This window comes from Photobacterium japonica (assembly GCF_050337005.1).
GTDB classification, from domain to species: Bacteria; Pseudomonadota; Gammaproteobacteria; order Enterobacterales; family Vibrionaceae; genus Photobacterium; species Photobacterium japonica.
Genome location: NZ_JAKJSN010000018.1, coordinates 1 through 13,763, shown reverse-complemented (window position 1 = coordinate 13,763; position 13,763 = coordinate 1). Strand labels below are relative to the sequence as shown.

Annotated in this window: 9 protein-coding genes and 1 tRNA gene; 4 read left to right on the top strand and 6 right to left on the bottom strand. The window is 48.8% G+C overall.

What is annotated here, in order from left to right:
* Positions 1-83: 83 nt before the first annotated feature.
* Entirely contained in the window at positions 84-830 is a 747-nt protein-coding gene (locus tag L4C36_RS07960) for a BRO-N domain-containing protein (RefSeq protein ID WP_428477268.1), read from the bottom strand.
* Between the two features lie 497 nt (positions 831-1,327).
* Here L4C36_RS07960 and L4C36_RS07955 point away from each other — a divergent pair, with 497 nt between their 5' ends.
* Complete coding sequence (locus tag L4C36_RS07955) at positions 1,328-2,647, top strand: hypothetical protein (protein WP_428477267.1); 1,320 nt, start codon at positions 1,328-1,330, stop codon at positions 2,645-2,647.
* A gap of 121 nt (positions 2,648-2,768) precedes the next feature.
* Here L4C36_RS07955 and L4C36_RS07950 read toward each other — a convergent pair whose 3' ends face one another.
* From L4C36_RS07950 to L4C36_RS07940, 3 genes are all read right to left on the bottom strand, one after another.
* Positions 2,769-3,929: a DUF5666 domain-containing protein gene (locus L4C36_RS07950; protein WP_428477266.1), complete on the bottom strand. Its 1,161-nt coding sequence runs from the start codon at positions 3,927-3,929 to the stop codon at positions 2,769-2,771.
* Positions 3,930-4,157: 228 nt separating this feature from the next.
* Positions 4,158-4,559: a hypothetical protein gene (locus tag L4C36_RS07945; protein ID WP_428477265.1), complete on the bottom strand. Its 402-nt coding sequence runs from the start codon at positions 4,557-4,559 to the stop codon at positions 4,158-4,160.
* 2 nt (positions 4,560-4,561) lie between these two features.
* The gene (locus L4C36_RS07940) at positions 4,562-5,482 is read right to left on the bottom strand and encodes a zinc dependent phospholipase C family protein (protein ID WP_428477264.1); all 921 of its coding nucleotides are present in this window, start codon (positions 5,480-5,482) and stop codon (positions 4,562-4,564) included.
* Between the two features lie 180 nt (positions 5,483-5,662).
* On the opposite strand from L4C36_RS07940, the gene opgC reads away from it, so the two are divergent.
* Positions 5,663-7,255 (top strand): OpgC domain-containing protein, encoded by a 1,593-nt coding sequence (opgC, locus tag L4C36_RS07935; protein WP_428477263.1) that lies wholly within the window; start codon positions 5,663-5,665, stop codon positions 7,253-7,255.
* 43 nt (positions 7,256-7,298) lie between these two features.
* Here the strand turns inward: opgC and L4C36_RS07930 are convergent, their stop codons facing one another.
* Complete coding sequence (locus L4C36_RS07930; protein ID WP_428477262.1) at positions 7,299-8,648, bottom strand: AraC family transcriptional regulator; 1,350 nt, start codon at positions 8,646-8,648, stop codon at positions 7,299-7,301.
* A gap of 872 nt (positions 8,649-9,520) precedes the next feature.
* Between L4C36_RS07930 and L4C36_RS07925 the strand changes: the two genes are divergently transcribed.
* Positions 9,521-9,970: an L-alanine exporter AlaE gene (locus tag L4C36_RS07925; protein WP_428477261.1), complete on the top strand. Its 450-nt coding sequence runs from the start codon at positions 9,521-9,523 to the stop codon at positions 9,968-9,970.
* Between the two features lie 78 nt (positions 9,971-10,048).
* Here the strand turns inward: L4C36_RS07925 and mscM are convergent, their stop codons facing one another.
* The gene (gene mscM / locus L4C36_RS07920) at positions 10,049-13,345 is read right to left on the bottom strand and encodes a miniconductance mechanosensitive channel MscM (protein WP_428477260.1); all 3,297 of its coding nucleotides are present in this window, start codon (positions 13,343-13,345) and stop codon (positions 10,049-10,051) included.
* A gap of 232 nt (positions 13,346-13,577) precedes the next feature.
* Between mscM and L4C36_RS07915 the strand changes: the two genes are divergently transcribed.
* A tRNA-Ser gene (locus tag L4C36_RS07915) sits at positions 13,578-13,665 on the top strand.
* Positions 13,666-13,763: the final 98 nt, after the last annotated feature.

Genomic DNA, 13,763 nt, shown 5'->3' with positions numbered 1-13,763 from the left:
CTGAATGATTACAGCTAAATAAAAGGTAACATCTATCCGTTTTGATGTTACCTTTATTACTTCAGTTGATCTTCTTAAAGATCTTAAACTGTTTTAGATTTTATTCTGTTACTATGCCAAATATTGTATGCTTCATCGATGATATGTGACTTGAATGCTCTGTTAAATTGGCTAGAAGACTTTATTTTTTGTGAATCACCACTGGAGCAAATGTTAGTACACCAAATAAAAACCTCATACATTACGTCATGTGGTAATGATTGAGTTATTGAATAATTTTCAACAGAATAAAATTCTTGTTTATCTTCGAGTGATTGTACGCGACCTTTTAATCCTGATACATCAGTTCTAATTTCAGCTTCCGCTCTTTCTCTATCTTCCATTCCCTTTAAGAATAGCTTGGTAAGCGTTACTATATCAGAGTCACTATTTTGGATTGGTAAGTTGTATTGTCCTGTTTCCATAATAGCAGGTAATACGTCATCTAAAACCCATTTCTGAAATTTACGACAGGCAGGGCTTTTATCTTGGAGTATAACCCTAAATAATCCAGCTTTAGTGACATAGCTTTCACGGTGAGGCTCATCAATATTTTTAGGTAAGCTCTGAGGTATATATATTTCATCAGGTAAAAGATGAGTAGCATGAGCTTTTAAAAGTCCAATGAGTCTTTTGCTGGGAAGTTCTGGAGCTAAAATTCTATTCTCTGTAGATATTGCTTTTGTTACATCAAATAGTGAAAAGTAAAGCTCGCCATCAATTGTTTGTGTTCTAACTGGCGCTTGGCCAGCTTCACTGTTGTATGACAGTACTAATTCAGACAGATTCACGACATATTCCACGACAAAAAAACAGTCGAAAATGTAGCATATCAATCAGTTGCCTATCAAATTGTATTCACTAAAAAAGCGAATATAGACGCCAATATTTCCTACTTGGCGTTCAAGGATCCCATTTCATCGACAAATCAGTGAGCGATCATCATACCGATGGCAATGCCACGCCCCAGTTCGACTGGGGCACGACATAACAAACCCTTATTCCTCTTTTTGCTTCACGCCTTGGAAGCGAATAATCAGATCTTGCAGACCTTTCGCTTTCGTTTATTTCTGTGTTTGCTCAAACAGTGGCCGACGCTGGAGAGAGGTTATCCTTGTTATTTGAAATCATATAATCGAGCTGATGCGAGATCTCTCACCGTATTTTATCTGGCTATCGCGTATGTTGAGGGCAATTTTTCTACGGATAGACCTGAAACATGAAGATCAGCAACATACAATTTTTTGATAGTACGAACCGATGCTTTACTGATATTGAGAGCATTGAGGTGGAACGTCTTGATCGGGATGGCGCGAGTCTCGCTGGCGAACTCGTTGATGGCGGCTATCTGATCCCCGCACTGACCGATATTCACACCCACAGTGATTTCTATTTTGATTCAGATACCGCCAATCAGTTCGCCAAGAACATGGGCGTGGCGGCTCAGGTGGGAGGATTGTGTGGATTTCACGCGGTGTTTGATGAAACACAGGTCACACGAGAAGCCTTTGAAGAATACGCGGCCTTCCTTGGCACCAAAGGCTCGATTTTCACCAGCTTTGATGCGCTGTTTGCCGCGGCTGAAAACGCTGGCAGGGTGCATGCCCAGCTGTTGGGGCTGAACGCCTATCTGTTTTCGTATCCGGTCACTGAGCAGACCGATCTGGATGCCTACGTTGACACGCTAGCGGCTGTTTTTGAGGCGTATCCGTTTGCGGGGATCAGCGTAGGGCTCGCGTATCATCCGTTGAAAACCCTGCCAGAAGCGGTGTTCCAAACACTGCTGCGTAAGCTGGTGGCCAGAATTCCTACCGTGTACAACTACCATATCCGTAATCAGAATGCGCAAGTGTTTGAATCACTCGACGAAGTCTTTGCGTGTCACCGAGGGGCCAATGCCCACTGCCACATCAGCCATTTGAAGTTTGCAGGGGCGACGCATATCGGTCAGGTGAAAGATCGCTTTGCCCGTTTTCAGACTTTGATTGAGCAACAGGATTTTCCGGTAACGTGGGATGTGTATCCGTTCAGTTTTGCCTGTACCACCCTGAGCCAGTTCCTGCCGGAGAGTGATTCATGGAGCAAGATGACGCAAGCGGAAGTGATCGCATACCTTGAGCAGAACCCGCCGTATGACTTTGCCAATGTGGTGATTGCCTGTCGTATTCCTGCTTACAATGGCTTGCAATTACACGAGATAGCAACGAATAAAGGGATGTCTGTCGAGCAAGCGTACTATGAGGTGGTACGTGAGCTGGAAGGCATTGGCGCGTATTTCCGCCAGTTCTGTACCGATGCGGATTTGGCTGAGTTGGTGTTTGCCAAAGACGCCATTATTGCCTCTGACAGTTTCGGGGTAGAGAACGTGCATCCCCGTTGTACCCATACTTTTACCAAAGCCTTGGCGTGTGCGCATCAATTGGGTGACGCTGCTTTTACTGACATGGTATGCAAACTGGTGGAAGGCCCGCAACGGGTATTCCCTGATTTATCGGCACCGAAGGCGTATTTGTATATTGCGTTTGATCCGGATATGACGGTGGATTTAAGCAGTCCAGAAGCGCTGATTGATCAGAAAATCACGCAGTGTGTGTTGGTGACATTGTAGTGATACGGTCTGATTTGTAGGGGGAATTATCTACGGCTAACACGAAGGGCTGAAAAAATGCACCACTGCGGATAATAGCAGTGGTGCGTTTTCATGTTAAAGCGATGACGCGTGACGAGGATTAATCGTCTGCATCTTCGATCTCAATTGAACGGGCGATGCGTTTACCGTCAATCCACATGCCTTCGACTTCGACGTATTCTTGGTTTATGTTGCCGAAGTTTGCACCGTCTTCGTATTCTGTGCGTGCATCAGTGTGAATGGTGATGTCGTTAATGGTGAAGGTCTTGTTGCCGTAGTGGTAATCACCCACATAACCTTCGATTTCAAACTCCAGCGCGTCCCAATCACCATTGTCATCATCACGGCCTTCAAATTCGATTTCTTCGGCGATCAGCTTGTTCTGGTTGTTACGCAGTTCGACTTCTACCCATGCGCCCGGCTTCAAATCGTTTTTGTTGCCGTCATCAAACTCGGTCGCACCGTTCACTTTAATTTGCGCGCGGTAGTTGAGTTCAAACGCTTTTTTGTTTTTGGCAACCCACGTCACGATCCCTTCAATTTCACCATCATGAGTGATGTGAGAGTAATCTTCATGGGTGATCGTTTCTGCACTCAGCTCTGGATCGTGTTCTGAGTCATTGAATGACCCCATCACTTCGACCCACATGCCGTTACGCAGTGTGTCGAATTTATTGACATCAAATCGCACAAGTAACGAGTGGCCAATTTTGAAGGTGCCGTTATTCTCGTTCAGTTCGCTAATACGACCTTCAGCTTCTGCTAGCTGGCCAAATTCATTGTTGAATTCAATCACAGACAGCACTTTGTAACCGGCATTGGCGGTTGGCAGAGCAGACACCATGACCCAGTCACCGTTTTCAATATTCTTCGACAGGCGGTCAAATTCCAGCTCAACACCGTTCACTAAGAAACGGTGAGGTTTTTCTGGCGTGGGTGGGGCAAACATGATTTGGCCGGTAAACGTTGGCTCAAGCTCAACCTGCATACCGCCACGGCGACTGTTGTCACTGCCAAGGCGTACCATCATGTTTTCTTTGCCAGCAAGGAAGGAAACCGACTCTGATAGGCCTTGGTAGTTAACCGCATCAACCGGGTATTCTTTGCCGTTGACCACAATGCCCGTCTCTGTCACACGTTCAATCGTGCCTTCTACTGAATAAGCCGTAGATGGAGAGGTGGTCTCACCGCCATCGCTGCTGCCGCCACCACAGCCAACCATTGCTAAAGAGAACAGAGGAAGCATTGCGTATCGTTTCATTGTTATGCCTATTTTTAAAAGACTGCCCCATTGGCGAAGCGGAAAATAGCATAGGTGTTTAGCGGGAAAATCTGGCGAATGTCAGGAAAATGCAAAGCATGATCTTGCTTCAAGTAATGCTTTTTAGTCACAGGTAAAGGGTAACGAAATGTAAGAATTGTCAGGCTCTCTGGGCAGTATATGCCCAGAGAGTCCGGCTTGGCCGTTTGCGACCTCAAGCGGTGATGTTTACTCTGGGCAAACCGTTTGGGCATCTAAACGTACGGAGCAGGTGTCGCTTTTGGGATCTTGCCAATACGGCGTGTCGAAAGCGGCATTGCAGCCTGCATCTTCCATCAATGCCACATCGTTATCACACAGCAGCATCACCGCATGGTCGCCTTGAATGGCAAGCTGAAGTTGATAAGGTTTGAGCGCGTCGAGTTTTTGCGGATCAGACGCCATGGCTTGCTGGATGATCTGTGCGTGCGTGAGGTTAGCGATATCACCGAACTTGATTTCCCCATCGACAGCTTGAGAGACATCTTTCAGGTGGGAAGCCACGTCATACATGGTTTCATCGGAATAGGGGGCGCGCGCCATGCAGGCGGTGAGTAGCAATGTGGTGATAAAGAGAATACATCCTTTCATGTTCAGCTCCATGCGGTGAGTTGACCATCTTCACAGTGGCCGGTATCGAGGTTCCAGTTTTTAAAGGCGGTTAAGGGTGCATCGTCATACACGGCAGCGGCCACCTGTTCCCACAGTTGATGAATGGTGCCAATGGCGCGCTCAAAGATGGCGTCATAGTGTTGCGTGCCCTCTGGGGTCGCTAAGTCTTGAATAAACGCCATGTCGACTTCATCGGATTGCGGATACGTCAGGCCGAGCTTGGCGGCCACATGACGTGCCCAAGCAAAAAGGTTGTCTGACTCTTCTGCAAGATCAACCACAAACAGAAACCCGTGATGCCACGCGTTGATATTGGGAGGCGTTGTTTGGGCAACGTCGGCATGTACCTTTGATAGCGCTGTTGCCCAAATGTGGCACAGGGTGGGATCCAGCGCTTCCTCATCGTTTGGATCGCTACAGGTGCCGATGTTGGCTTTTACCCTGTCGGCATAACCCAACTCGCCAAGGTTCATGTGTTTGACCCACACATAGGCGTCCTGATGCATCTCGCAGATCCGGTGGTCGTTTTTGTTTTCTGCATAAGGTCCGACTTTCAGCTCCACCACCGGATGAATGGTAATGTCGGCCGCGACATGGGCGACGAAACCACACAGCCAAGCAAAGGCTTTGTCTTTTTCTTTCGCATCACAGGCTCTCACCTGTTCTACCAATTCAGCCAGTAACTCGCCGACGGCGTCATAGTGCATGCGATCGGCCCACAGGCTTTGCGTGGTGTCGGTGACGGTTAAATAGGGGTAGTCCGGACTGACGCTGCCCAGTTCGATATATTTTTTGTGTTGCGACAACACGCGTTTGGCCGCTCTGGGCATGTTGAGGGTTCTCAGGGCTGAGTTCGCGGCTGCGACATTCACCGCCGTGATGTGAGCAAAAGCACCGGGCATAGTCATCTCCTTGTATATACCCCGTGCATTCTACACAGAGGGCCAAGGGCGTTTTGCGAGTGATCACGCTGTCTGCGGGTTGATTTTGCTGAGCCCGTGAGAGGGGGAGAGCACATACGGTCAGATCTGGGTCGGTGAGTTACGCCACAATAAGGCAATTTCGTTATGAAGGAACTCACCATGAAAAGGATACCTGCGTTAGACAGTTTACGAGGCGTATTACTGTTATTAATGACGTTCAACCACCTCATTTGGATCAGTGGCGGCTCGACCTTTTTGCAAGGCTTCACGCTACAGCCATTCGGCCAGTTTGGGGCGGCAGAAGGTTTTGTGTTTATTTCCGGGCTGTTAGCTGGTGCGATTTACAGTCGTCCAGCGCATTCTAATCAAGAACTACGGCAAAAAGCCCATCACCGCGCCTTAACCATCTATGGCTATCACCTCGTGTGTTTGGGCGTGATTGTGGTGTGGTTAGCATTGGCGTATGCCTTCTCCCCCATGGCATACGGTGTACTGAGTGCCAATGCCAGTGGGTTAGTCAGCGATCCGTTGCCCGCGCTGTTGCTGAGCGTGTTATTGATCAACAAGCCTTTTTATCTCGATATATTGCCGCTGTACGTGATGTTTATGTTGTTGCTGCCGTTGTTGATTGCGGCGTACCGACGGGGCTGGATGCTACTTGTGGTGGCGGTCAGTGTCGGCTGTTGGTTGATGAGCGATTGGGCCAGTGATGTCATGCTGGTGCCGTTATACGCATGGATGGCGCCGAGTTTGACGGTACAAACGGGCTTTTTTGATCCGATTGCGTGGCAGCTACTCTTTGTGCTGAGCAGTGCGTTGGGCTTTGCCTGTCAGAACCGTACGTTCCGGTGGCAGCATCCAGCCCTGACGGTGCTTTGCGTATTTATCGCCGGCTTTATCATGGCGGCGCAAAACGGATTATTCTGGGATTGGGGGCTGAAACCTCAAACACTCTATCAGTTAGGGAATAAGACGGAGCTTGCGTGGATCCGATTGTTGAGTCTGGGTGTGTGGGTCTATTTGTTCGCCGTGGTGATCCAGCGCTTTCCGCGCGCCTTAGTGTGGCATCCACTGAGTTATATCGGCCGTTATTCATTGCAGGTGTTCAGCTTTCAGACCGTGTTAATTTATCTCTGTGCCCCCATGCTCTTTTCTTTGCGTGCAGAGGGGATGTATTTGCCTGTTGTCGCACTATGTTGTGCGTCATTGTGGTTGCCGGCATGGTATTTGGCCGCGCGTCAGCAGCCTGATGTGAAGCCGATATTGGCACGGAATATCAAGAGGGGGATATGTGCTGCTGGTGTGTGCGCAGTGGTGGTCGCCATGAGTGTGCTGCCGAAAAATGATGTGAGTGAACTTGAAAATCTGGCACACAATACTGCTGAGGGACATTATCCATTGATGATACAAGTCAACGGGGTACGTGATGCCGATGCGCCTGTGGTGGTGGCGGTGTATGCCGAAACGGATAATTTAATGGGAGCGGCCAGTGTGCATGAACAGGCCTACTCACCCGCGCAAGTGAGCGAAGGCATTATGCTTGAAGGCTTAGCCCGTGGACACTATGCCGTGTTTGTCTATCAAGACAGTAATGGTGATCAGGCCCTGACCAGAGACAGCAATGGGATGCCAAAAGAAGGCATGGGGTATTCGAATAATCCCATCTTGTCGGGACCACCGTCGATGCCGCAGGTGAAATTTGCCCATACGCAAGCCCAGCGACAAACCTTACGGCTGGCGTATTTTCAGTAATCGCTCTCTTAGAGTGAGATGATCATTGACGGATAGACGACGTTTATCCTCCTCGACGAGATTTCACCGGGGTGAGCAACTCAAACGCAATCTGATCATTCTCGATGGTCAGATTGCGGATTAATTCAGGCCCTGGCGCATAATAAAAATGCGGGTCATGGTGCATTGCGCCGTAAAAGCGCTCTATGGCGTTTTCTAATTCAAAAATGTTTTTTCCTTCCCATACCGTCCGCAAAAAAGTCCCGCCAATGTTAAGAGGACGCGTGCTTAGATGATCAGGCGGTGTTTGCGTGGTTTGTCCTTCCGCTGTTTCACTAAATGCCACACGATATTGCTGATTTGGATCCGCTGCGGGATCCCCAAAGGCGATCAGTCGGGATGAGCATTCCGCTTTCATCAGTCTCTTAATCTGTTTTGTGTAATCCGACCATAAGGTATGCAGACGGCGTGTGCCTGCCCATTTACTGCGAGGCAAGGTATGCCAGTGGACGGGAACGGTTGATGGCGGAAGATGAACGAGCTCTGGCTGAGAGTGGGATGCAGGTATGGCGGTGTCATGAAGACCAAAGTTGGCATGAAAAGTACGCTTGTCATCACTGTAGTGCCAGAGAGTGGGTGCTTCGATCCGTTGAAGAGCGGGATCGGTGCCCATTCGCACGGCTAAGTGATAATACAGCGCGGGAATATAATCGATCGAGGGCATCGAGATATGCAGTTCCATGCGAGCAGGTTGGTGAACCTCAAACATGACGCTGGGCAAGGGGGTATCGGCGTTCACAGCAAAAGCGATGGCTAATGGAAAGGTGGAACTGGCGTATTGGTGATGCTCATTCAATTCCATGATCACGTACGGAAAAGCCATGAAGGGTTGGGCAAAAGGTTGGCGAAAAAAGGCCTCGACCCCTTGTTGAACGTCATGTGCCATACGTGGCGTGCGGTGTAGATTATCTTGTCGGATCGCATAGCAGGCCCAGCGACGAGCTGGGGCTGGGTGGATGTTAGCGGGACAGTCTCTAAGAACGGCTAATTGGTGCAACAGTGCCGCATCTAAGCGAGAAAAAAGCAAGCGTTCAGCCCAGACTGGCTGTTGGCGCAGATTTTTAGGGGCGACAAAGGCAAAACGCTTAAAAGCGCGGGCAAAGGCTTCTTGCGATTCAAAACCGGCTTCCACGGCAATATCTAAGATCCGCTGGTCACTTTCTCCCAGCTGTTTGGCTGCCAAGCTGAGCAAACGGCAACGCTGGTACTGACTGATCGATAACCCTGTCGCATGTTTAAACTGACGATGCAGATAGTGGCGGCTGTATCCGCACCGCTGGGCGATGGTTTCCACACTGACGTTTTCTGTTAGGTGAGATTCTATAACATCAATAACGGCGAGGATCTTATCCATGTTGGTTCATGCGTTCCTTCGCAGGTGAGAATGTAGAGTAAAGCGATTGATTACTATGCGAAATCTACAGCGAAAGATAAAGAGGTGTCGGCATGTAATACCTGTTTTGTGCGTGATCTCACCGGAGCGTGGTGCTCAACGACCCCGAGAGCAAGGTGATAAAGCATGAAAGGTATTGAGATTAACGGGTGATGATGTTTTTAGCATTTAAAACTGGATTTAGTCTAGAGTGTGGAGTTTAGCTCTGTTGTGTTTATTGTCTTCGATGGTGTTTTAGCGTCAATGAACGATTTTTAGTGTTCGGATTGCGCGGTGTTTCTTTGTCTTATTACTTTCTATCCCTACTTTTGAATCTAAATCAACATAAAGGCATATTAACCCGTGTGATAAAGAGGGTTTTATGACGATGAGATGGCTATTTTTTAGAGTTGGATAATATGGGTAGGATTGTGGCTTGGGTTTAAGTTAGTGATTATTATGCATTTGTTTTTATTGTATGCTTTGTGTTGATTGATTTGTTTCATTAACTGCCCATTTTTCCATGTAAGTTGGGGATATGATTATCACTATATGAAATGGATGCTTAACTCTATTGATAAGGCCATTTTTACGTGAGTAACCTTCCTTTTTTAGAGTGGGGGGATGTCGAGATTTTACATTGTGGCACGAAAAGTGCGCCTTGGTAGCGGTTTTCACCAGAAATCGAACTAAAAGCAGTAGTAATATTACAAACATGGTTGTTTTTCGGTGGGTAATTCCGAATGAAAGCTGTTCTAATACGCACATTAACTAGTCAGTGTTAATCATTAAGTTTATCTGACTGCTTTCATCTATCCCTTTGGTTGTATTTACTGTGATTCGAGGTGTTCGCTATGTCTGTTAAGGGCCCATTTAACGTAAGAAGTGCTGCGGCTGATACGTTTGCCATGGTGGTTTTTAGTTTTATTACAGGCATGCTGATTGAAGTGTTTGTATCGGGTATGACGTTAGAGCAGTCATTGGCTTCGCGTACATTATCGATTCCAGTGAACATTGCGATTGCATGGCCATACGGGATGTTCCGCGACATGATGATCCGTCAAGGGACGCGTTTGTCAGACAGTCGTTGGATGAAGGGCCTATCAGATATGGTGGCGTATGTGATGTTCCAGTCTCCGGCCTATGCGTGTATTTTGCTGGTGGTCGGTGCCGATATCGACCAAATCATTACAGCCGTTACAAGTAACGCCTTTGTTTCTGGTGCGTTGGGCGTGGTATACGGCCAATTCCTTGAAATGTGTCGCCGTATGTTCCGCGTACCGGGATATTACCAGCAAGCGTAATCTCTTCCGCCTATCGCGGGCTGAAAAAGTGGCAGAATAAAGAAAGCCCCTGAGTGTGAACTCAGGGGCTTTTGCGTTTTAGGCGGGGCGTACTTGTGGGCGACGTTTCATTTGCACTTCTAACTGTGGCGCGGCAATGTCAATGCCGTGATGGTTGAACTTCTGTTTGATCCGGTTATGCAAGTCATGGGTCAGGCTCAGACGGTGCGCCGTTTCGGCCGCGTAAGCCCGTACTTCAAAGTTTTGGCTGTCGGCAGTCAGGCTCAAGAAGAACACTTCTGGATCCGGGGTATCCAGCACCAAATCGCACTCGTCGGCCGCTTCAAACAGCAGTTTCGTCACCAAATCCACATTGGCCGCATAATGCACGCTGATCGACAAGGTCACACGGGTGATAGGGTCAGACAGCGACCAGTTCACGAACTGCTCGGTGACAAAGGCTTTGTTCGGCACAATCACCTCTTTACGGTCGAAATCGACAATCGTGGTGGCACGGGTTTGAATTTTCGCGATGATCCCGGTCAGGTTACGAATGGTCACGGTGTCCCCAATCCGGATCGGCTTTTCAAATAAGATGATCAAGCCTGAAATGAAGTTGGCGAAAATCTCCTGCATCCCAAAGCCTAACCCGACACCCAGTGCGGCGACCAACCATTGCAGCTTTGACCAGTCAAAACCAATTAAGCCTGAACCGATAATGATACCGAGGAAAATGGCCAGATAGCGGGTCAGTGATGTAATGGCATAACCGGTGCCTGGCGAGAGGTCGATATGCTGCAAGACCAGCAATTCCATCGCACCGGGTAAGTCGCGCGCCAAAATGGCGGTGACCCAAAAGGCGATGATCGACAGCAGAATGTTCTTCAGCGAAATCGCACTGAGTTCTTCAATCCCATCAATGGTGCTCGGCACACTCCACAGGGTAATGTCACCGAGGTAAGAGATGGCCTGATAAAGATCAGCCCATACCACAGACAAGAAAGACAGGTATACGATCAACAGCAGTGAGCGCAATAAGCGCAGCGACTGGGCGCTGATTTTATCCAGATCCACTTCTGGTTCTTCGATCTCAATCAGGGTTTCATTACTGCCGACCGCGTCTTCTTTGTCTTCCTCCATTTCTGCGATCCGCTGGGCGATGATCTCCTGTCGCTTGGCTTTGGCTCGCTCAAAGGCTAAACGACGTTTTTGGATCAGCATTAAGCGTTTCGTCAGGTAGTAGACAAGGATGGTGAGCACCCCAATCACGGAAGAAAACTCCAGCTTTTCCATGACCGCTTGCGACGATGACAAATAACCATTGAGGGTGGTGTAGTTCAGCCCTTGCGGGATCATAATGAGCGCCCACCAGAACAGGTGATGGCCCAGGTGGGCTTTCCCCTCCGGAAGATTACCGTAGGTCATGGGGAGCTTTTCTTTGTACATCCGCCAGAGGAAATAACTGATAGCGACATTACTGATCAGAAACGCCAAGCGGCCTAGAGTGGCATTCACATCAATGTCGCTATACAGGTGGGCAAACTGCTGAATCACCATCATAGGTAAATACACCCACATTAAGCGACGGTAATGGCCAAACGCACGGGCGACAAGGTCGGGATGCCATTCAAAATGACTGATCAGTAATCCGTTGGGGCGCACCAGTTCGCGAATGAAGCAGAACATCAGTAGCGACATGGGCACCGTTAATGCTTGGCCAAAGTGGTGCACAAAGGGGTATTGCCAAGCGGCAGAAAAAATTAACCCAGCCAGACCCACCATGAGCGGAATCGGCCAGGCGAGACAGAAGGCGAAAAAGACGTTGCTATAACTAAAGCGGAATTTATCTTGGGTGACTTTGCCGATTTTTTTGCTGGTGTCGTCGAGGAAACGCTTCCAGTAACGGCGGCATAAACGTAAGCCTCCAAGGAGAATGGCGATCCCGCCCAAGGCAACAAACAGCGGTGTTTTCTCTATAGAAGAGGGGAACGCGATAAAGCCGATCCATTGATACGGGGAGAAGAACCATTTGAGTTTTTCCCACGTCGAGAGTGCCAGATTCAGGCTTAATGCATTGGTATCCGGTGCCCAGAAGAGTTGTTTGTTGGCCTGTACTTTTAGATCGTTGAGGTTGCTGTTCAGGCGTTCATACGACACTTTCAAGGTGGCTTGCTGGTAGATCAGGGTGTCAGTCTGGTCGATCAGTTGCGTGAGCAATTTGAGGTTGCTGGCCATCAAGGTTTTGGCCTGTTGCTGTTCGTTGTCATTCAGGGCGAGATCGAGCGGTAAGCTCGCGCGTTCACGCAAGGTATCGTGCAGTTGTTGATATTCGTATTTTTTTATTTGGTTCTGCGCGATGTCTTTATCTAACGTGGTGATCGGCGGGTTGGCCGGCAAGCGGTTGATACGGGTGCGCAGGTTTTCACTGAAAGCGGGGCTCAGTTTTAGCCATTCTGCCATGGTGTTGAGATCGGCGGCGGTTTTATCCACCACCTGAATGTGCTCTTTGGTGGTGCTGAGTTGTTGCTGTACCTGCGCCGTTTGGCGTGTGATTGCCTTGAGGAAAGACTGGTAACGCTGGTTATTGAGCGTTAACTGGCGAAGGGCTTGTGGCTGTTCACTCTCATCTGACGTGGGTGACGTGGGGGCGGGTGTGGCTTCCGTTTCACTGCGGATCTCACGGGCGAGTTCACGCTGTAAGTTATTGCGGTAGGCTTGGCGCGCATCTATCTCGAGGTTATTGAGTTGAATCTGTTGTTTGACCAAGGTGCGTCGGTTGCCAGCACTGAGTTGTTGCGCTTCCAGCATCGCCAATTGGCTGAGCAGGTATTGCTGGGTGATTTGATGGATCAGTGCGTTGTCGTTGTCATCGTGCTGGTTGCTCATTAACTGTAGCGCCAGCTCTTCTTTTTTTATCCGCTCGCGCAGTTGAGAGGAAAGATAGGAGAACTCATCAATCCCGCGTTCTATGTCGAGCAGTTCATTTTTGCTGGTACTGCGGGTTTGCTCCAGTTGCTTGAGGATGCGATCTTCATCGGCAATAGCCAGTGTGAGCGCATCGTGATCCATTTGGCTGAAATCGGGAAAGGTGGTGACGGCAAAATGGGCAATGCGTTGTTTCAGCTCGGCGGTGCGTGTTGGAAAGGTCTCGACCAGTTGGCGATAATGTTGTGTGAGTTGCTCAAACTCGGCGGTTTTCTCTAGCTCGTCTTGCGCATTGAGCAGGAGATCGAGCTGTTTGAGGATCTCTGGAGTATTGGTTTGTGCCTGCAGGGCTTCAATGCGATCCGTGAGCAGTGTTGCTCGAGCCGCGTTCTCTGCTTCTTGTGCGAAAGCGGGGGGACCCAGTAAAGGTAAGAGCGTCAGGAAGACGGTCAGTAAAAGCCGAATGATCATAAAACTCCATGATGTTGGCGTAATAAGCTGAACGAAGAGAGGATCAATGAAAGCGGAAAGGGTAACCCTTCTGCTACCCTATGGGTACCGAATACCAATAGGTTGATGTAGATTGCCACAAATCGGATCATTACTCACCACTTGAATGGTTTTTCAAGAAAAGCACTTGACCCTGATGGACGTAATGATTACATTAGCCGCCGTTGAGACGCACAGCGTTCAACAACAATGTGGTGAGTTGTCCGAGTGGCTGAAGGAGCACGCCTGGAAAGTGTGTATACGGCAACGTATCGAGAGTTCGAATCTCTCACTCACCGCCATATCTCTTTTAAAGAGATATAAAAATTAGGAGAGATGGCTGAGTGGTTTAAAGCACCGGTCTTGAAAACCGGCGTGGGTTTATAGCCCACCTAGGGTT

Coding starts and splice junctions, on each gene's coding strand:
- L4C36_RS07950 (WP_428477266.1), bottom strand. CDS start 3,929: ATGAAACGATACGCAATGCTTCCTCTGTTCTCTTTAGCAATGGTTGGC.
- L4C36_RS07945 (WP_428477265.1), bottom strand. CDS start 4,559: ATGAAAGGATGTATTCTCTTTATCACCACATTGCTACTCACCGCCTGC.
- L4C36_RS07940 (WP_428477264.1), bottom strand. CDS start 5,482: ATGCCCGGTGCTTTTGCTCACATCACGGCGGTGAATGTCGCAGCCGCG.
- opgC (WP_428477263.1), top strand. CDS start 5,663: ATGAAAAGGATACCTGCGTTAGACAGTTTACGAGGCGTATTACTGTTA.
- L4C36_RS07930 (WP_428477262.1), bottom strand. CDS start 8,648: ATGGATAAGATCCTCGCCGTTATTGATGTTATAGAATCTCACCTAACA.
- L4C36_RS07925 (WP_428477261.1), top strand. CDS start 9,521: ATGTCTGTTAAGGGCCCATTTAACGTAAGAAGTGCTGCGGCTGATACG.
- mscM (WP_428477260.1), bottom strand. CDS start 13,345: ATGATCATTCGGCTTTTACTGACCGTCTTCCTGACGCTCTTACCTTTA.